This window comes from Porphyromonas crevioricanis, assembly GCF_900476255.1.
Classification (GTDB): Bacteria; Bacteroidota; Bacteroidia; order Bacteroidales; family Porphyromonadaceae; genus Porphyromonas; species Porphyromonas crevioricanis.
Window position 1 is genome coordinate 1,824,257 of record NZ_LS483447.1, and the last position, 18,089, is coordinate 1,842,345.

15 protein-coding genes and 1 tRNA gene are annotated in these 18,089 nt (G+C 45.7%); 8 read left to right on the forward strand and 8 right to left on the reverse strand.

Translation table 11 applies throughout. The features are described 5' to 3' along the window. Positions 1-7: 7 nt before the first annotated feature. Positions 8-1,558, reverse strand: a complete 1,551-nt coding sequence (locus DQN70_RS07990) for a glycine--tRNA ligase (protein ID WP_023940798.1) — start codon at positions 1,556-1,558, stop codon at positions 8-10. A gap of 11 nt (positions 1,559-1,569) precedes the next feature. Continuing rightward, on the reverse strand, positions 1,570-2,910 hold the full coding sequence (gene lpdA, locus DQN70_RS07995) for a dihydrolipoyl dehydrogenase (RefSeq protein ID WP_023937001.1): 1,341 nt from the start codon (positions 2,908-2,910) through the stop codon (positions 1,570-1,572). 584 nt (positions 2,911-3,494) lie between these two features. On the opposite strand from lpdA, the gene yedF reads away from it, so the two are divergent. From yedF to nspC, 5 genes are all read left to right on the forward strand, one after another. Next, positions 3,495-4,115 carry a sulfurtransferase-like selenium metabolism protein YedF gene (gene yedF, locus DQN70_RS08000; protein WP_023940802.1) on the forward strand — a complete coding sequence of 207 codons (621 nt, stop codon included), beginning with the start codon at positions 3,495-3,497 and terminating at the stop codon, positions 4,113-4,115. A gap of 20 nt (positions 4,116-4,135) precedes the next feature. After that, positions 4,136-5,284 (forward strand): aminotransferase class V-fold PLP-dependent enzyme, encoded by a 1,149-nt coding sequence (locus DQN70_RS08005; RefSeq protein ID WP_023936995.1) that lies wholly within the window; start codon positions 4,136-4,138, stop codon positions 5,282-5,284. Then, a complete protein-coding gene (locus tag DQN70_RS08010) occupies positions 5,271-5,489 on the forward strand; it encodes a putative Se/S carrier-like protein (protein ID WP_023940804.1) in 219 nt (72 codons plus the stop codon). Before DQN70_RS08005 ends, DQN70_RS08010 begins: the two co-directional genes overlap by 14 nt. Positions 5,490-5,494: 5 nt before the next feature. Next, positions 5,495-6,535 (forward strand): selenide, water dikinase SelD, encoded by a 1,041-nt coding sequence (gene selD / locus DQN70_RS08015; protein WP_023936991.1) that lies wholly within the window; start codon positions 5,495-5,497, stop codon positions 6,533-6,535. 156 nt (positions 6,536-6,691) lie between these two features. Then, entirely contained in the window at positions 6,692-7,861 is a 1,170-nt protein-coding gene (gene nspC, locus DQN70_RS08020) for a carboxynorspermidine decarboxylase (RefSeq protein WP_023940808.1), read from the forward strand. Positions 7,862-7,889: 28 nt separating this feature from the next. On the opposite strand, the gene DQN70_RS08025 is transcribed toward nspC, so the two are convergent. Then, the gene (locus DQN70_RS08025) at positions 7,890-10,970 is read right to left on the reverse strand and encodes a PD-(D/E)XK nuclease family protein (RefSeq protein WP_023940810.1); all 3,081 of its coding nucleotides are present in this window, start codon (positions 10,968-10,970) and stop codon (positions 7,890-7,892) included. Positions 10,971-10,972: 2 nt separating this feature from the next. Further along, the gene (locus DQN70_RS08030) at positions 10,973-11,839 is read right to left on the reverse strand and encodes a tetratricopeptide repeat protein (RefSeq protein WP_143742824.1); all 867 of its coding nucleotides are present in this window, start codon (positions 11,837-11,839) and stop codon (positions 10,973-10,975) included. Positions 11,840-11,859: 20 nt separating this feature from the next. Here DQN70_RS08030 and DQN70_RS08035 point away from each other — a divergent pair, with 20 nt between their 5' ends. The 3 genes from DQN70_RS08035 (at position 11,860) to folB (ending at position 14,212) form a co-directional block, all read left to right on the forward strand. Continuing rightward, on the forward strand, positions 11,860-12,795 hold the full coding sequence (locus DQN70_RS08035) for a mechanosensitive ion channel family protein (protein WP_023936985.1): 936 nt from the start codon (positions 11,860-11,862) through the stop codon (positions 12,793-12,795). Positions 12,796-12,878: 83 nt separating this feature from the next. Further along, entirely contained in the window at positions 12,879-13,826 is a 948-nt protein-coding gene (locus tag DQN70_RS08040) for a cation diffusion facilitator family transporter (RefSeq protein WP_023936984.1), read from the forward strand. A gap of 8 nt (positions 13,827-13,834) precedes the next feature. Further along, complete coding sequence (gene folB, locus DQN70_RS08045) at positions 13,835-14,212, forward strand: dihydroneopterin aldolase (RefSeq protein ID WP_023936983.1); 378 nt, start codon at positions 13,835-13,837, stop codon at positions 14,210-14,212. Positions 14,213-14,467: 255 nt separating this feature from the next. Here folB and DQN70_RS08050 read toward each other — a convergent pair. From DQN70_RS08050 to DQN70_RS08065, 4 genes are all read right to left on the reverse strand, one after another. Further along, a tRNA-Arg gene (locus DQN70_RS08050) sits at positions 14,468-14,541 on the reverse strand. 109 nt (positions 14,542-14,650) lie between these two features. Beyond that, positions 14,651-14,896, reverse strand: coding sequence for a hypothetical protein (locus tag DQN70_RS08055; protein WP_023940813.1), 246 nt, complete (start codon positions 14,894-14,896; stop codon positions 14,651-14,653). 26 nt (positions 14,897-14,922) lie between these two features. Continuing rightward, the gene (locus DQN70_RS08060; RefSeq protein ID WP_023936981.1) at positions 14,923-15,921 is read right to left on the reverse strand and encodes an SPFH domain-containing protein; all 999 of its coding nucleotides are present in this window, start codon (positions 15,919-15,921) and stop codon (positions 14,923-14,925) included. A gap of 36 nt (positions 15,922-15,957) precedes the next feature. Continuing rightward, positions 15,958-17,262 (reverse strand): hypothetical protein, encoded by a 1,305-nt coding sequence (locus tag DQN70_RS08065; RefSeq protein ID WP_042120207.1) that lies wholly within the window; start codon positions 17,260-17,262, stop codon positions 15,958-15,960. Positions 17,263-18,089: the final 827 nt, after the last annotated feature.

An 18,089-nucleotide genomic window follows, 5' to 3' on the forward strand; every position in this document is an offset into this window, starting at 1 on the left:
TTGTGCGTCATTCGTGATCTATTTTCTTCAACAGGGCTTTCATGCTAACATTTTCGCCCACGATATTTCTAATGGAGTCTATAGTAATGCGCTCCTGACTCATACTGTCTCGGTCTCTCAAAGTAACCGTACCGTCCTCCATCGTCTGATGGTCTATAGTGATACAGTAGGGAGTACCAATAGCGTCTTGTCTGCGGTATCGACGGCCGATAGAATCCTTCTCATCGTATTGGCAACTGAAATCGAAGCGCAGGTCCGTGAGGATCTCTCTGGCTTTATCGTCTAAGCCGTCTTTCTTGACCAAAGGCAAAACAGCCAGCTTCACAGGAGCCAAAGGAGCCGGTAATTTGAGTACAACACGAGTTTCGCCTTTATCGGTAGTTTCTTCTGTATAGGCAGCCGAAAGGATAGAAAGGAACATACGATCCAAGCCTATGGAAGTCTCAACTACATAAGGGATATAGTTTCGATTCAGCTCGGGATCGAAGTACTGCATCTTCTTGCCACTGAACTCTTCGTGTCGCTTGAGGTCGAAATCTGTCCGACTATGAATTCCTTCCACTTCTTTGAAGCCGAAAGGCATCTCAAACTCGATATCGGTAGCAGCATTGGCATAGTGAGCCAATTTGTCATGATCATGGAAACGATACTTCTGAGCACCGAAGCCAAGAGCCTGATGCCAGCTCATACGAGTGCGTTTCCACTTCTCGAACCAATCCAATTCCTCGCCCGGACGAACAAAGAACTGCATCTCCATCTGCTCGAACTCACGCATACGGAAAATAAACTGCCGTGCCACGATCTCATTTCGGAAAGCCTTCCCAATCTGGGCTATACCGAAGGGTAATTTCATGCGGCCAGTTTTCTGTACATTGAGAAAATTGACAAAGATACCCTGAGCTGTCTCCGGACGCAGATACACCTTCATTGCACCATCGGCCGTAGAGCCCATTTCGGTAGCAAACATGAGATTGAATTGCCGAACCTCGGTCCAGTTGCGAGTACCACTGATAGGACAAACGATCTCACAATCAAGAATAAGTTGTCTCAGGGCCTCCAGATCATTCTCATTCAGCGCAGTCGCGAAGCGACTATGTACCTCTTCTCGTTTGGCGGCATACTGCAGAATTCTCGGGTTCGTCTGACGAAACATTGCCTCATCGAACGTCTCCCCAAATCGTTTGGCCGCCTTGGCAACCTCTTTGTCTATCTTCTCATCTATCTTGGCCAGATAGTCTTCAATGAGGACATCCGCACGGTAGCGTTTTTTCGAGTCCTTGTTGTCTATCAACGGATCATTGAACGCATCGACGTGGCCAGATGCTTTCCAGATCTTCGGATGCATGAATATGGCAGAGTCTATCCCCACCACATTGGAGTGCAAAAGCGTCATGGCATCCCACCAATAACGCTTGATATTATTTTTGAGTTCAGAGCCGTACTGCCCGTAGTCATACACGGCCCCCAATCCATCGTAAATCTCGGAAGAAGGAAATACAAAGCCGTATTCCTTACAGTGAGACACTATTTTCTTGAATATATCTTCTTGCTGTGCCATAAAAAGTATTGTCAAATCAAAGTCTCGCGAATAATCTCCCCTACCGTGGGGTGAGGGAAGATCACCTTAAGTATGTCTTTTACTGTCATCTGCTGCTCGATAGCCATGGCAGCTATCACAACCATTTCTCCGGCTGGATTGCCAAGGAAATGAGCTCCCAGGAGTTTATTATCCTCAGACAACAGTAACTTGCAAACGCCATTTACGCCCTCATTCTCTGCGATGAAACGACCAGAAAATGCCATTGGTTTTTGCAGCACTCGATAAGGGATGCCCTCAGCCTGCAGCTTTTCCTCCGTAGCTCCTACTCCTGCTATCTCGGGATTGGTATAGACCACTGCTGGTACGGCTCGGTAAGACATCGTCTCCTTATTTCCTAGAATATTCTCCACCGCCACCTCGGCCTCTCGGATGGCAGTATGAGCCAACAGAGAAAATCCGGTCACATCTCCAATGGCGTAAACAGAGGGGATGGAGGTACGCATATATTCATCCACGGCAACACCCCTACCCCGCATCTTCAGGTTCAGAGCTTCGAGAGCAGCCGTCACCGGTCTGCGCCCAACACTCATCAGAATACGATCAGTGAGGATTTGGCTACATTCGCCTTGATACTCCACCTCCACGGCCGTATTGCTGACAGCGGTCACCTTATGACCGAGCAAGAACTTCACTCCCTTTTTCTCATAGATGGCTCTCAACTGGGCAGCCAATTCGGGATCCATTCCATTAATGATCTCTGGGAGCATTTCTATAACAGTCACCTCGGTACCTATACTATTAAAGAAGGAAGCAAACTCCATACCGATCACTCCTCCTCCGATGATAGCCAAACGCTTCGGAGCTTCCTTGGTCGAGAGGGCCTCACGGCTGGTCCAGAAATCTGTCTCATCGACACCCGGGATAGGAGGGACAAAAGTCTCGCTGCCAGTAGCTATGATCAAGTGCTTCCCTGCATAGGAATACTCCCCGGCCGTCAGTCTCACAGTACCATCGGGATCCACACAGCTCACTGCTGCTTCGGCATTGAGAACCTCCACACCGGCTTCTTTCATCTTGGCTTTCACTCCCGCCACAAGTTTGCGTACCACCTTCGTCTTTCGGGTGATCAGTTTAGGCAGATCTACAGCCGTAGCTGAGGCCTCAACCGCATATTTGTCAGCATGCAAAGCTGTATCCAACACTTTGGCGGAGTAGAGAAGAGTCTTTGTAGGAATACATCCCTCGTTGAGACAGACACCCCCCAATGAGGCTTTCTCTATAAGCAGAGTGGAGAGGCCACTTCGAGCAGCTTTCTCAGCTGCCGAATATCCACCGGGGCCACCCCCAAGTATGATCAGATCGTATAGCATCACTGTTTTTTGACGTTGTCGCAGGCCCGATCAGGCGAAGCCCACGCATTCTACATAATGCTCGCAAATATAGTCAAAAAGCGACTCATTTCCCCCTCTGCAAAGTACGACTCTTCCGGGTAAATTCCCTACGTACAATGAGGTCATAAGCCCGTCTTCAAATAAACATCTATTTACATAAATCGAGCCAGACAATTATATGATTTAGGAAGCTGTTTTTCGGCACTTTTCGGCATTTTCACGACCTCCTAAAACGCCCTATTAATGGGCATTTCGGAGGGGTCAAAATTATCTCCTGAGAGATTTTTTACTAACACAGGAGAAAAAGTTTGCTCTCACAGGAGAGAATTTTTACTCTCTCCTGTGAAAAAAATTCATGCCTCCAGAGCAAGGAATTTTTGATCCTCATATGAATGTTTTATTATCTTTTATTAAGACAGAAACCACACATGTTATGTAAACATAAAATCAGAAAAAAGTGAGGGAAAATAGACAGAGAAAAACCTCGTATTCATTCCTTGCTTTCGTTCGATAAATTTGCGCAATAATCCGTAACTTGGCTCGACCAAATAACAAAGATCAAAATGCCTATAGAAGTAGACACACGTGGCAAACTTTGTCCATTGCCATTGATTATGCTCCGTCGGGCTCTCAAGCAATATCCGCAAGAGACCCTCTTTGAGGTCTTGACCGACAATGAGACCTCTTGTGCCAACCTTACCGATTTTGTTTCGCAAAACGGATTTTCTGTTCACATCACTTCCGAAGATGGATTTACATTGCTCACGGTAGACACCGCAGGCTGCCCCATCGTGCCGGAATTATCCGATCAATCGGACGCTACGGATGGATTCTACACAGCACCGCAGCAAATCAATGTGGTGCAACTCCGCAGTGACAAAATGGGGCAAGGGAGTGACGAATTGGGTTCCATACTCATACAAGCCTACCTCAATGCCCTGTTGGAACTTGAGGAATTACCCACACATATTGTTTGCTACAACAGCGGAGTAATGCTGGCCACAACCGATTACAACACACACAAAACACTGCAAAATTTGGCCGAACGAGGAGTACAGGTCATCGTGTGTGGCACTTGTGCAGATTACTATGGAGTAAAAGAGCGATTGTCTGTAGGAAAAATATCTAATATGCTGGTGATAGCAGAGTTGCTTAGCCGGGCAGATCACATTGTGGCCCCTTGAGTCTGCAAACATCCACCCGAATGATTTATTTCGACAACGCATCCACTTCGTATCCCAAACCGGAGGCTCACTGTCGTCATATAGCTCACATTTATGACTTTCCACTCGGTTCGTACGGACGGAGCCGAGATAGTCATACTTTGGAATTATCCACTCAAGTGGAATCTCTCAGAGACCTATTGGCCTCCACAATAGGAGCCAAAGGACAGGGGGAGCAGATATGCTTCACGAAAAATGCCACGGAGGCCATCAATACCGTATTGAAAGGGCTACCTGGGCTACAAAAAAGAGAGATATTACTCTCTCCCATGGAACACAATGCCGTAGCCAGACCGGTCTATGGATTGGATAAAGGAGCCGATCCGACTTTGATGCCAGCCAAATCGGATGGCAGCGTAGATATAGCTGCCTTGTCGGAACTGTTGAGGTCTCAGACAACTGCTCCACGTCTCTGTGTTATCAATGGGATGAGCAATATAAATGGGTTGAAACAGGATATCGCAGCAATTGTCTCCGCTGTGCGAACTTGCTACCCTCACTGTGCCTTTCTGCTGGACGCAGCCCAAGCGCTACCCTATATGCATATCGATGTACAAGCTTGGGGTATTGATTATGTGGCCATCACCGGACACAAGGGACTGTTAGGTCCGGTCGGTACGGGAGCTCTGTATGTCCGGGATCCGTTAAGCATCACCCCTCTGATGCGAGGAGGTACAGGATTTCGCTCCGAAGAGCTTGCCGATACCACTCATATGCCGGAGCGATTTGAATCCGGAACAATGAATTTGATAGGGCTTTCTGCCTGGTATGTATCTCTTAAGCACTACCCTTGCGAACGGGAATTGATAGAGGGAGCTACGCTTTCCAACTTCATTCATCGTTTGGAACACGAATTGGGATACCGAACTTTTGCTGCTTCGGAAAGCTCCAAACAGGGCCCGCTGTTCTCCATCCTGCCACGGCAAGGTTCGGCAGCAACTCTGAGCGACAGACTGTATTACGATTTCGGTATTACTACTCGTTTTGGCATCCATTGCGCTCCTCTCGCTCATCGCACCCTTGGCACAATCAATACCGGCACGGTACGGATCTCCCTTTCCCCATACAACACAACGGACGAGTTGTCTGAACTGTACGAAGCACTGCGCATCTGTAATGGCGGGTTGTAATTCTTTTTACGTGATATTCGCTTCCACCAGAGCTTTCTTGCAAGCTCTGGAGCGTATCAGAAAAGCAGATATACCTCATCAGGTACGGACAGTTCCCGATTATCTTCACCCTGAGTGCGGTATGTGCTTATATATCCCTGCTGCTTACCGGAGCCAAAGCGAAGAAAAGATAGGCCAGCAACCCGATACTCTATTTATAGACTAATTACTATGCACCCGATAAAACTAATGGAAGACAGGCCCTATGGGGGATGCTCGGCCAAAATAGATCCACTTGCTTTGGGGAAACTGCTTAGCGGTATAGCTGTAACTTCTGATCCTAATGTAATGGTGGGACTCTCAACCTGTGATGATGCCGGAGTCTACAGATTGAATGACGAAACAGCCTTGATCGTAACGACTGATTTTTTCCCTCCTGTAGTGGATGACCCATTTACTTTTGGTCGTATTGCTGCCACCAATGCCCTAAGTGATGTATATGCAATGGGAGGGAAACCCCTCCTATCTCTCAACCTGACACATTATCCCTCCAAACGCCTCCCTCTGGAAGGATTGAGAGAGATATTGCGTGGCGGGCAGGAGGCTGTAGAAGAATCGGGGGCTATTACGATGGGTGGCCATACGATAGAGGACGAGACGACTCAGTACGGCTTGGCTGTGGTTGGCACTGTGCATCCGAAGAAACTAATCACCAATGCAGGAGCCTGTCCCGGACAAAAACTAATACTAACCAAACCTCTTGGGATAGGTGTACAGTTGGCTGGCAAACGACTTGACTTAACCCCAAAAGACTCCTATCAACTAACTGTAGAAACGATGTGCCGACTCAATAGATATGCAGCTGAAATAATGACAGAAGCAGGGGTACGGACAGCGACGGATGTGACCGGCTTTGGATTGATAGGTCACGCATGGGAAATGGCCCGAGCCTCTGCCGTAGGTGTAGAGATAGAGACCTCATCACTCCCCTGCATTGACGGATCTCTGGAACTGCTCGATGATGGTTGTATCCCTGGTGCAGCATTCAGAAATATCCGCTATGTGGGAGATGCACTACAAGTCCGTTGTTCGACCAACCAGCTCTACTTGTCGGCAGATCCACAAACTTCCGGAGGCCTGCTCATGGCCGTTGATTCGGAGCATGTCGATAGTACATTACAGCAATTGCACGCAGCCGGAGAGACGAGTGCAACCGTCATAGGCTCCATTGTACCGACCTCTGCTCATGGTGCAGGCGTTTGCCTTCTTTAGAGATCTCATAACTTTGCAATCAGCAATGAGGTCTCAGCAATAAAGTTCCTATGCTAGGGAAGAGAGAGCCGTTGCTCCTCCTAATGGAATTAGATACACGGAGACGGAGCCCAGGCGATATGGTCTCTCACTCAAAGAAAAACGGAAGAAAATACGATGAATACCCAACAGTTGCCATCAGGCATAGACAGCCCGGCTTATGTTCTGGAGCAAGATAAGTTTGAAAAAAATTTGGCCCTGATACGCTCTGTAGCCGAGCGAAGTGGAGCAAATATCATACTGGCTTTCAAAGCTTTCGCCATGTGGAAGACTTTTAACATTGTACGCAGCTATGTGAGAGAGAGTACTGCCAGCTCTCTTTGGGAAGCTCGTATGGCATACGAAGAAATGGGAGCTTTGGCGCATACCTACAGCCCGGTGTATAAGGAGGAAGAAATGGGAGAGTTGCTACGCCTGAGTAGCCATTTGACGTTCAATAGTCTATCTCAATATCATCGTTTTGTAGACTCTCGAGGGAATTGCCCTTTGCTGGAAAAGATCGATCACCCCGTAAGTTTCGGACTTCGGGTCAATCCGGGCTATTCGCCCGTAGAAACGGAGTTATACAACCCTTGCGGAGCTGGCACACGTTTTGGCGTACGGCGAGAAGAATTGGGTGATCATTTGCCTAAAGGAATAGAAGGTTTACATGTGCATGCCTTGTGTGAAGGTCGCAGTCAAGATCTGGCACATTTGCTTGAAGCAATAGAGACACAGTTCGACAACCTGCTATCCCAACTCAAATGGATCAATCTGGGTGGGGGGCACTTGATGACACACAAAGAATATGATGTCGAACATCTAATCGATACCTTACTTCGCTTTAGAGAGCGACGCCCTCACCTCAAAGTCATATTGGAACCGGGGTCTGCCTTCGCCTGGCAAACTGGATACTTATACAGCACTGTCGTAGACATAGTAGAAGACAAGGGGATCAAGACAGCTATACTCGATGTCTCTTTTACTTGCCATATGCCAGATTGTCTGGAAATGCCCTATAAACCAACCATACGAGCTGCCTACCAAGAAGCCCAGCCAGGGAAGCCGACCTATCGAATGGGGGGATGTAGCTGCCTGGCGGGGGACTATATAGGGGATTGGAGCTTTGACAACCCCCTGAAAGTAGGTGATCGGATTATTTTTGAAGATATGTGTCACTACACAACTGTCAAAACCACGATGTTCAATGGAGTGCGTCACCCGTCTCTCTATATCAAACGACCGGATGACTCCTACGAGTTACTCCGTTGCTACACATATGAGGACTACAAAAGTCGAATGGATTAACCTCTAAAACTGGGTCAGAGTCTGATTTTCACCGCCCACAAATGGAATTGAAAGGGCAATAGGCACATATAAAATCCGCCTCCGTTCTTTGTACAAACGGGCTGTCGGCATCAAAAATTTCTTCCAAGCACCTACACAAGGCCGGCCTGTACTTGACAGCTACTTGTTGGACGTAGTTATTGATTGGCAGGAGTTCGGCTTGGGCCTTTATTTTTTTGTCCTTTAGCTCTGCACTGCTGCACTGCCTTATCCTCAATATACCATCCGCCTTTTCGTCCTTCTCCTTTTTTCCTATGGATTGCACATGATAGAGAGTCGGCCAGATCGGGTAATCTACCAACCCCGGAAACAAAGAGGGATTTTGGGTCAGCAATTCTGAATAAAACAATGTCTGGTCGATAGCTTTTTGCTCATACCCCTTCTTGGGGTCTACTGTGTAATAGAGATCGTCGGCCTTGGCTGTAAGTTCGACCGGTCCACTCTTATAGTCTACCACTCGTATCGTACCGTCTATCATGTCCAGCCTATCAATCGTTCCCTTGATACGTATATGGACCGTTTTTCCTACTCCACCTTCCCAATCCCCTTTCAATTCAATAGGCACTTGCCCTGTAACTTTCTTTTCCGATCCTATGTAGTAGAGCTGTTTTTCCGCAGCCTGCTCTATGAGTTGTATATCATGCTGCAGAATACTACGGACATATTGCGATATGAGATCTACCGTTACAACAGACATTCCCCTCAACTTGGAGACTTGTGTATTATAATACTCTGCATGTGCTTCTTCTACAAAATGCATCACGGACGTATCTGTGTTCCTTTTGTCAAGCAAATATTCTATTGCTGAGGCCTTTATCGGATGCAGCTGAGGATCCGGGCTTTTCATCCGATCGGAAGTAAGGTGATCGTATATCCTCTCCATCGAAAGATGCAATATGCTCCCGAAGTCGTTTGGCTCGATTGTCTTGTTCGGCTCATCATGCAGCCGAATTTGCTCCACCACCTCGAAATAAAAACTCAGTGGACAGAGCAAATACTGCGATATACGACTGGGTGAGAGAGCCGGGAGCCTGCCTTCGGACTGGCATTGCTCTGCTGTGGAGCTGAAGTATTCGGACAACAAACTTTGCACACGGCTGTCTTTCTCAACAACGATGGGTCGCGTAGTCGGCAGATCTCCAGGAATATCCAAGTTGATGCGACGTATCGGATAGTCGTATATATAGGATAGTTGTTTGATATACCGGCTTTCTTCTCCTGCGGCCTTCCCTCCCGCACTGCGAGAGTCATAGACAAGAAGGACTTCTTTGGCTGTAGCTATAAGGCGGAAAAAGTGGTAGGAAAAGGTTGCCTGCTCCACGTTACCATGAGGAAGACCATAGCCTCGCCTGATAGTATAGGGAATCAGAGTGGAGGCAATGGAGCTACCGGGCAAGTTGTTGTCTGTTGCTCCAAGAATGATTTGCTTGTCGAACGCCAGACAACGGGTTTCCAATTGCCCCATCACTTGCAGCCCCACAAGAGGTTCTCCCTCAAAAGAGAAGGTTGTCTCACGAATTTGCCCGGAAAGCAAATCGATAGCCGTATGCAGATCAATCGTATCCCCAATCCTTAAACACAAGTTTTGCAGGTTAATCACAATCCGCTTGAGAGTAATGAGGTATTCAGCCTCGATACTTTCAGCTTTATGCATACCTGCATCTTCCTCCCTCGAAAAAAGAAGAGAACTCAAACTATGATCAAGCAAAGCAATTGCTCTCTCCAGAAAATCTCCAGTAGAACTGACTGGATGCAACAAAAGGTTCAGAAAAGGAATATCCGAGGGAATAAAATCGGAACCAATATAGTATAGTCGAGATTCACCTATCTTTTTGGCAATACCACTATCCTTGATACTCGGTTCATTGATGATCAGAGGGTTGGAAAGCAAATTGACGAGTTTGTCGTATGGCCATATCGTTTCTCTTGAAGAATTGACACCGGATTGATACAGATAGGCCTGCAAGTCGCACCAAAGCATCAGACAGGTGGAAGCTGAGGTAAGAGACAGGGGATAGCCCATCGTTACATTCAATCTATCGAAACTCTCCGGCACAGCAGCAAAAAGAGGGGTCAATAGTCGTTCCTCCATTGGGACAATGACAGCATCGGGTTCCTCTTGAGGGTTTATCCCGGCAATCTCCAGCAGTTGCGGAAGAGCTTTGGCTTGAGCATTGAAGGAAGGTACACTTAAGACAGTGATATGAGGCTTACGCTTAGGATTTCCTCTATACACTATTCCTCCCAGTTTCTCCTTATTGATTCTCAGTATTTCGTAGGCTTCTTGCCCCATGTCTTGAGCAACCTCTCCACTTTGATCCCAAAAGAATGTAAGCTTTCCGCTTTTCTGCATCCTCCGGAAAATCCTCATCTCAGAAGGCGACAAGTAAAAAAGGCCACAGATATAGTATTGCGAACTATTGGAGAGGCGTATAGCAAAGTCTTCCAGCTCGGAAACTTCTCTATATATCATCCCCTTGTAGGCTTGTCCTCGCTCCTGCAATCTTTGCCGAAAAAGCCGGTAGAGAGGGGCTAACGAACGATAAAAAGAAAGGAACTCACTTCGCCCATGCTTCTCACTGTCTTTGTCATAGGGCTCAAAATCCTTCCAAAAACTCCGTATAGCATCTACCTGTGTACTACTCAAATAACTGTGGTCTGCTCCGAGTTCCTTTAGATCTGCGACATTGGAGAATATCTCCTCGGCATCAATAAGAGAGCGGTCTATATCATCAAAGTCTTTGAGTATCATCTGCCCCCAATAGGCAAAGTCGGCAAAAGATTGAGCCTGGTCTTGCAACAACTCGGAGTAAGCCAGATACAACTCAAAGAGCAAAGACAAAGAATCCGTTGCCTGAAAGGCTGATTGCTGAGAAATAAAACTATCTACCGTCTCTATACGTGGAGCGAAAAAAGGCCTGTCCTCGACAAGTAAACTCAACTCACGAAGAAAGAATACTCCTGCTCGCCGGGATGGGAAAATAAAAGAGAGCTTATAGAGGTCTTTGATATCATGCTCCAGCAAGACTTCTTGTGCAATAAAGCGAAGTAAGGATTTTTCCTGTTCCATATCTATCGGTCTCCCCGAATTTGCGCAGAGGTCATCCGCTCTGCCATACTTCGGTCTGCATGGGCTGCCTTTTCATCCCCTATTATTTGGCATATGTCGGCTCGCAAACGATAAAGGGCTGCCGAAGGCTGATCAGTACACTCAAAGGCTTTATCTATATCCCTGAGAGCAAAGCCGGGTTTCCCACTAAGAAGAAAAAGCCTTGCCCTGCCTTCGTATCCAAGACTCTGCCCGGGCAATTTCTCTATCAAATCATTATATAGTCGCTCGGCTCTGTCGTATTGCCCTGTGAGCGTGTATACCAAAGCTAACCCTTCGGATGCTTTGAGTGAACCGGTATTATGCTCCAATATACTACACAAGTCTGCCTCGGCCTCCGCATATCTCTTCATGCTGACATAGACCATAGCTCGCTTATAGCGATATATCTCGTTCAGAGGGTAAAGTTGGCAGAGATAGCTGTAGTCCAACACAGCCTGCTGCATCTTACCAGTAGCAGCATAGATCATAGCTCTGCTGTCTCGAGTAGAAGCCAAATCTTCATTCAGAGCTAAGGCTGCGGAATAGGATAGAAGAGCTTGATCAAGTTGGGCCAGACGTTGGTAAACAGTCCCTAAATTGGTAAGCAGCATAGCCCTGGCGTTCTTGTCTCGAATAAGAGGTAGAGCCTGACGGAGTAGTTTTTCGGCCTCGGGATAATCTCCCCGATCAATTGCTTCCGATTGAGCTTGGACGAGCCGAGTCAAGCTATCTGCCACAATCTCGGTAGAATATTCTTGCGCATGAAGTCGGCCTCCCATCAAGCCACATAAGGCAAGTAACAAGGTCGTAAAACAGAGCGTTTTTAGTATATTTGTCTTCGGTATCACTTAGCAAAAGTACACAAAATATGCCCCAAGCTTTGTCCTTCCTATCCAGCATATCCGGTCTGGATTCCATTGCACAGCAACACTCCCTGCAAGACTTGAAAAACATAGACTACGAACAACTACTCTCCGGATGGTTGCAAAAGCTAATGAATTTCGGGATTAAGGTAGTAATCGCTCTGATTGTATTCTACCTTGGCAGGCTGCTGGCTTCTTTGTTGGTCAAGTGGTTGGATCATATACTAAGGAAACGTCACATCGACAAAGCTGTAATTACATTCGTCCATTCGTTTGCATCTATCTCTCTATTTATTTTCCTGATCGTACTGACTGCTTCTATCTTGGGAGTGCAGTCTGTTAGTTTCGCGGCATTACTGGCCTCGGCTGGTGTGGCCATAGGGATGGGCTTGAGTGGTCAGTTGCAAAATCTGGCAGGAGGGCTAATCATCCTGTTGAGCAAGCCGTTTCAGGTAAACGACCATATCATTACGGCAGCAGACTTTGAAGGTAAAGTAGAAGCTGTAGGGATCTTCCACACAGTGATACGTACGTTTGAAAACCGGATGGTATACATACCCAATGGCAAGTTGGCATCCAATGAAGTAACCAATGTAAGCAAGGAAACTTTCCTGCGAAACTCTTGGACGATCGGAATAGAATACAATCAAGATTTTGAAAAAGTAAAAGAGATCATAGGCCGGCTTATCGCTTCGGATGAGAGAATACTGGAGGATCCTGCTCCCTACGTGGTCCTACATGAGTTGGGAGACAGCTCCGTAAAAGTATTGGTTCGTGCATACAGCAAACCGGAAAATTATTGGGATGTCAATTGGGATTTCAACAGACGGGTTTATGCAGAGTTCAACCGTTTGGGCATCAGCTTCCCTTTCCCTCAGCTTACCATCCACCATGCAGCGAACAAAGACCAAACAGAAATTTCCACAAAAGAGAATGCTTAATAGGATTCAAGCCGTATCGGCTCTGTGTTTCAATTGTAACTATTCACCGTGTCCGCATTGGTAGCCTTAATGTATCCTGAGTTATGAGTCTGCAAAAAATCCCCCCGTCCGCCTCTGATAGTCCTCTTGGAGCAAGGAAGCGTTCGGCTCGGATATTTCAAATCACGGCAGTGGGAACAGTTGCCAATGCACTATTGATTGGACTCAAATTTTTGGCCGGGACATTAGGCAATTCGGCAGCCATGATTGCCGATGCTGTACACTCTCTTTCTGATTTTGTAACGGATCTGGTTGTCTTGTTTTTTGTTCGCATTGCCGGAAAACCCAAAGATCACAATCATGCCTATGGACATGGGAAGTTCGAACTCATGGCTACCAGTATTATTGCATTGGTGCTACTTCTTGTCGGAACCATGCTAATGATCAATGGAGGCAGGATGATCTACGAATACTATGTAGAGGGAAAACCCATTGCCGTGCCGGGACAGATTGCTTTGTGGATGGCCGTGGTGAGTATCCTCATCAAGGAGATTCTATTCCATGTGACCCTGAGAGTGGCCCATCAGGTAAAATCCGGCTCGGTAGAAGCCAATGCCTGGCACCACAGGTCTGATGCATACAGCTCTATCGCCACACTCATCGGTATAGGGGGTGCTATCATCTTGGGTCCTCAATGGACAGTGTTAGAGCCAATGGCAGCCATAGTTGTCAGTTTCTTTATAATCAGAGTGGGCACAAGTTTACTACGGCCAGCTCTCAACGGTCTGGTAGAAGCCAGTCTGCCTGAAAATATACGTAGAGACATCGTAGATCTCATCCGGACGACTCCCGGAGTACAAAATGTCTGCAACCTGCACACCAGAGATCTGGGAAACTGCTGGGCTATAGAATGCGACATACAAGTTGGAGCAGAATTGACGGTACTGCAGGCACATAAGATATCGGACCAGATAGAATTTGCCTTGAGAGACAAATATGGAAGCGATACACATATCATGATACATATAGAACCATATATTCAAAAGAAATAAACCGGGACATGAACAAAATTGAAGTCAAAGGATCCATTCGGCTGCATGAAATGAAGTTTTATGCCTACCACGGTGTATTACCACAAGAGCGAGAAGTCGGAAACACCTTCATTCTGGATCTAAACTTAGAAACAGACCTTACGAAGGCTTCCTTTTCAGACAATATAGAAGACACTATCAGCTATGCTGACATTTATATGCTTGTAAAAAGAGAAATGGATATTCCCTCACTACTCCTCGAACATGTAGCAGGACGTATCCTCAGATGCATTGCAGAAGAATACCCCAATGTAGAATCAGCTTGTATAACGATTGCCAAACAAAACCCTCCATTCGGAGGAGATGTAAAGTCCGCTTCGGTCTCCCTTTCCTACATTCGTTCATAAGAAAGTCTCTTGAGTCTGTTGCATAACACAGTACTCGCTACACTATTATCGACATTCGGGCCAGCTATAAAGACAAGGACATTTCCCTTGTACCCTCAGTCTCAAAGCTTTCGAGATTAGCGCATTCTGAAGAGTCGGTAAAACGGCAGGTTATAATTGCCATTTTGGAACTCGTATAAAAGTCCCCTCTTTTCAGAAAAAGAAATATCCCGAGAGTCGCTCTTTGGAACGAGTCTCGGGATAACCTAATTCGTGTGATTGGGCCGGGATTCGAACCCGGGACCGACTGCTTAGAAGGCAGTTGCTCTATCCAGCTGAGCTACCCAACCTCACTTTGAGCTTGACCAAAGCGTCGCAAAGATAGCAATAATTTCTCTTGGCAGACATATTCCTCTACCCTGAGAGAAAGCTTTGTATAGCAGAGGAAACTAATCTTATCTACTCCTTTTTGCGTTTTGCTACCCTGCCCTTGGTCCGGTCGTAGCCTTTTGCATTATTCTTGAAGAAAAAAGAAACAATGATCAGCCATAGCAGAGAAGCTCCTCCTACAACTATAGCCGTTTTGAATCCTTTTTGAAGTTGCTCCAATGTGATAGGACTCTCAATTCCCCAAAGATCCAACGTAAAATAAGCAGCGGCACAGAAAATCAGCACCGTCACAATCGTTCCAACAACATATCTCATTGCTCAACAATTGATTTATTACAACACTACCATTTGCTCAATATCTCCTGCTTCTTGGCCTCATAGTCTGCCTGCGAGATAATATCCTCATCCAACAAGAGTTTGAGTTTTCGCAGTTTTTCGTCTGTTGTAGTGTTAGGCGCAGATAAGTGGCTATCGGTCTGTTCATTAAACTTCTTCCCTATCTCCATCCCAACACCCAATTGCAATCCAGCTCCGGCCAAACCGCCTTCATTCCGAGCGGCATCACGCAAAGCACGCAACTTCTCCAGCTCCACATAGCTCAACCCAGCCTGTTCGGCTGCTTTGACATCGGCAGAGACATCTGCTACCCGACTGATCCGCTCCTGTGTTTGCTCATCGAACTGTGTACCCTCAACTCGAAAATCGGTGAGTTGCAATCCAAGCTGCGTATATTCCTCATTGATTTTTGCTGCAACCTCAAGAGACATATCATGGATGTGCCCATCAATCTCTATGAATGAATACTTCTTCTCGTGAATGACACTTGCGATAAGTTGCAAGATACGCTCTGTGATAGTCTCACTAATCTCCTCCGTCGGGACTCCGTCTCGAGTACCGATAATTTCCGTGAAAAAGAACTTGGGATTGGATATTCGATATGAGAAATTGCCATTTAAGCCCAATTCCACAGGGATCTTATACTCTCTATCAACAAACTTGATCGGAGAAGCAGTGCCCCAAGACTGATTAAGTACTTGAGCCCGGCGGTAGAAATAGATCGCTAACTTATGCTCACTCTCAAAGTTCTGTCTAAGTTTTGACAGGGTTGTAATAAAGGGGTGGTTATCCGTTTCGAGGTTGAAAATACCATCTTCCTCGATTATATCGGCAATCTGTCCCTCATACACCAAGACACAACCTTGCCCGGGAGCAACAATCAGTTTACTCGCATTTATAATCTCGTCGCGTTTGTGCGGGAATTTATACCAAAGTATTCCGGGCTCTCCTGCCCATTGGATGACTTTGGAAAGTTGATTGTTGAAGATGTTCAAAAGACTCATAGCTACTTCTCAGTTCTTATGGTATTCACTTTTGTGCTAAATCTGATCAAAATCCCATTTGAAATATTTGCACGTTTTATTTTTTGTATTGACCAGCCACGACTCCTTATGGGATGTAAAGAGGAAACCGTCTTTCACTTCGACAAAATGGCCATATTCCCAATAGGGTATATTGGACGGTATTGTCCACAAAACCTCTGCTGTTTTGCTGTCGAGCAACTGCACAATAGGGTCTCCCGAAAGAACCGTTCTGAATGAGATCAGCACATGATCATCATTACAGGCCATGACCCGTCCCCATAAATAATGCCGATCCGGAGTAAAATCCTGATATGAAATCAATCGAGCTTTCTTTTCCCCATAATCGCTCAAAAGCCCTTTCTGATAGGTTGTAAAGGTAGTCTTGTTGTAATTGTATAGCTTTTTCCATTCAAAGCAGGGCTTTTCGAATGGATACCCCATGCGATGCCAATAGTAATATTTGAGCAATTGTATCCTCTCATCCGGATACTCTCTGGAAGCCGTCGAGAATCGAAATCCCAGTCGTTTCTTTGCATCAGGAGGCACCTGTCTGAATACATCGCCAATGTTGTCTGTTGGGTAAACCTGATTGATAAGAGGATAATAACAGAACCTCTTGCCCAAATTATTTAACACATGCAAAGCATCACCATATCTATCATAAAAGTTGATTTCATGGACACCCACAGCCAGTTCGGGCAGATTCAGTTTTTCAAAAATAATCTCTTCGAGCTCGTACGTAGAGAGATTCAACTTGAAAAGCCTGCTTTCGTTTATGATGGCATAAACATCTCCGTTTTCAAATGATACAATCTCGGCATCAGACAAATCTTCTTTTTCCAACCCCTTTATCGGACGAATCAGGATTTCCTTCTTGTTATCAGCCCGATAAATACCAAAGCTCGGCTGACGTTCTCCCTCTGAGGTCCTATCGGCGACAAGCAAAATCATTCCTTCCCCTTGATCATTAGCAAACCCGCCAAATCCTTCGACAAGGCTCCAGAATGGACCAATCTTTTCAGATCTAAAGGAAGAATGAGAGTAGGATCCCCAAAAACCAGGTGAAAAGACGAAAACAGAAACGACCATTAGCATGACAATCAATGCGAAAAAAATAATTCTCTTTCTGAGCTTTACATCATCCAGAGAATTCAAAGGACCACTTAGAGGATGCTCATATTTATGGTGGATGACAATATCATCGGAGTCAATAAAAAACTCCGCACGACAACTCTCGCAGCGATAATAATCCTCACGCAGCTCTTTCGCCTTTGTACTGCCACATTGTGGGCATTTTATTGCTTTTATCTTCTTAGCCATCTTGCTGAAGTATTCCGTACAAACATACAAAAAACTCTATTCTCCAATATTTTACAAAACAATGCAGACACAAACAATATGAAATATATTTAACTCAGAAATCTGTACAAAATGAAAGCAAAGGATGTAGAATGTGTAGCACAGCACCTGACTTCGTTTACTGATGCCGTCATTTACTCCACCATCAAATTTGAGTCGATTTTTGACCAGAGCAGGTATCTCCTTGAAATAAATGGAGGATCTTCTCTAATCAAATATCGGATATAAACATCACTCAAGAATATGTTTATTTGTTTATTTTTGCTTCATTTCATTTCTCTTACAATGACCTTTTTAGGCTCAAAATGAGACTCCTTTTGCCATGTTTTTTATCCCATTTCTGATTCCCTCAGATTCTATTTTTCTATAACACGGGAGAGAACAAAAATTCTCTCCTGAGAAAAATTTTATTCTCTCCTGTGTTAGCAAAAATTCTCTCAGGAGAGAAATTCGACCCTCTCAGAATGCCGATGAATAGGGCATTCTGGAAAGCAGATTAGAAACGCCTCGAGGGGAGGAAATCTGCTCCAGATATTTGGGTCCTTTTTCGTCTATTTTTCTCACTTAGAACAGAGATGAAAATTTACAAAAGCACAACAATTCAGTCAATGGAAGGACAAAGGATGATATGCTCCCTTTGAAACCATTGCATGGAGCAATACCCATTGCATTATTATCGACATTTAGGTTTGTCCATGCACCCCAAATACACTTCTTTCGTTCTATGTATCAACATTTTACGGTTACTACACCCCACTAAGTTCGGACAAAAAACCGTTAAAATAGCC

What these genes read in the sequence shown, in the direction of transcription:
- DQN70_RS08065 (WP_042120207.1), bottom strand. Translation starts at nt 17,262, where the DNA reads ATGGCTAAGAAGATAAAAGCAATAAAATGCCCACAATGTGGCAGTACA.
- selD (WP_023936991.1), top strand. Translation starts at nt 5,495, where the DNA reads ATGCACCCGATAAAACTAATGGAAGACAGGCCCTATGGGGGATGCTCG.
- DQN70_RS08025 (WP_023940810.1), bottom strand. Translation starts at nt 10,970, where the DNA reads ATGGAACAGGAAAAATCCTTACTTCGCTTTATTGCACAAGAAGTCTTG.
- lpdA (WP_023937001.1), bottom strand. Translation starts at nt 2,910, where the DNA reads ATGCTATACGATCTGATCATACTTGGGGGTGGCCCCGGTGGATATTCG.
- nspC (WP_023940808.1), top strand. Translation starts at nt 6,692, where the DNA reads ATGAATACCCAACAGTTGCCATCAGGCATAGACAGCCCGGCTTATGTT.
- DQN70_RS08060 (WP_023936981.1), bottom strand. Translation starts at nt 15,921, where the DNA reads ATGAGTCTTTTGAACATCTTCAACAATCAACTTTCCAAAGTCATCCAA.
- yedF (WP_023940802.1), top strand. Translation starts at nt 3,495, where the DNA reads ATGCCTATAGAAGTAGACACACGTGGCAAACTTTGTCCATTGCCATTG.
- folB (WP_023936983.1), top strand. Translation starts at nt 13,835, where the DNA reads ATGAACAAAATTGAAGTCAAAGGATCCATTCGGCTGCATGAAATGAAG.
- DQN70_RS08040 (WP_023936984.1), top strand. Translation starts at nt 12,879, where the DNA reads ATGAGTCTGCAAAAAATCCCCCCGTCCGCCTCTGATAGTCCTCTTGGA.
- DQN70_RS08035 (WP_023936985.1), top strand. Translation starts at nt 11,860, where the DNA reads ATGCCCCAAGCTTTGTCCTTCCTATCCAGCATATCCGGTCTGGATTCC.
- DQN70_RS08055 (WP_023940813.1), bottom strand. Translation starts at nt 14,896, where the DNA reads ATGAGATATGTTGTTGGAACGATTGTGACGGTGCTGATTTTCTGTGCC.
- DQN70_RS08010 (WP_023940804.1), top strand. Translation starts at nt 5,271, where the DNA reads ATGGCGGGTTGTAATTCTTTTTACGTGATATTCGCTTCCACCAGAGCT.
- DQN70_RS07990 (WP_023940798.1), bottom strand. Translation starts at nt 1,558, where the DNA reads ATGGCACAGCAAGAAGATATATTCAAGAAAATAGTGTCTCACTGTAAG.
- DQN70_RS08005 (WP_023936995.1), top strand. Translation starts at nt 4,136, where the DNA reads ATGATTTATTTCGACAACGCATCCACTTCGTATCCCAAACCGGAGGCT.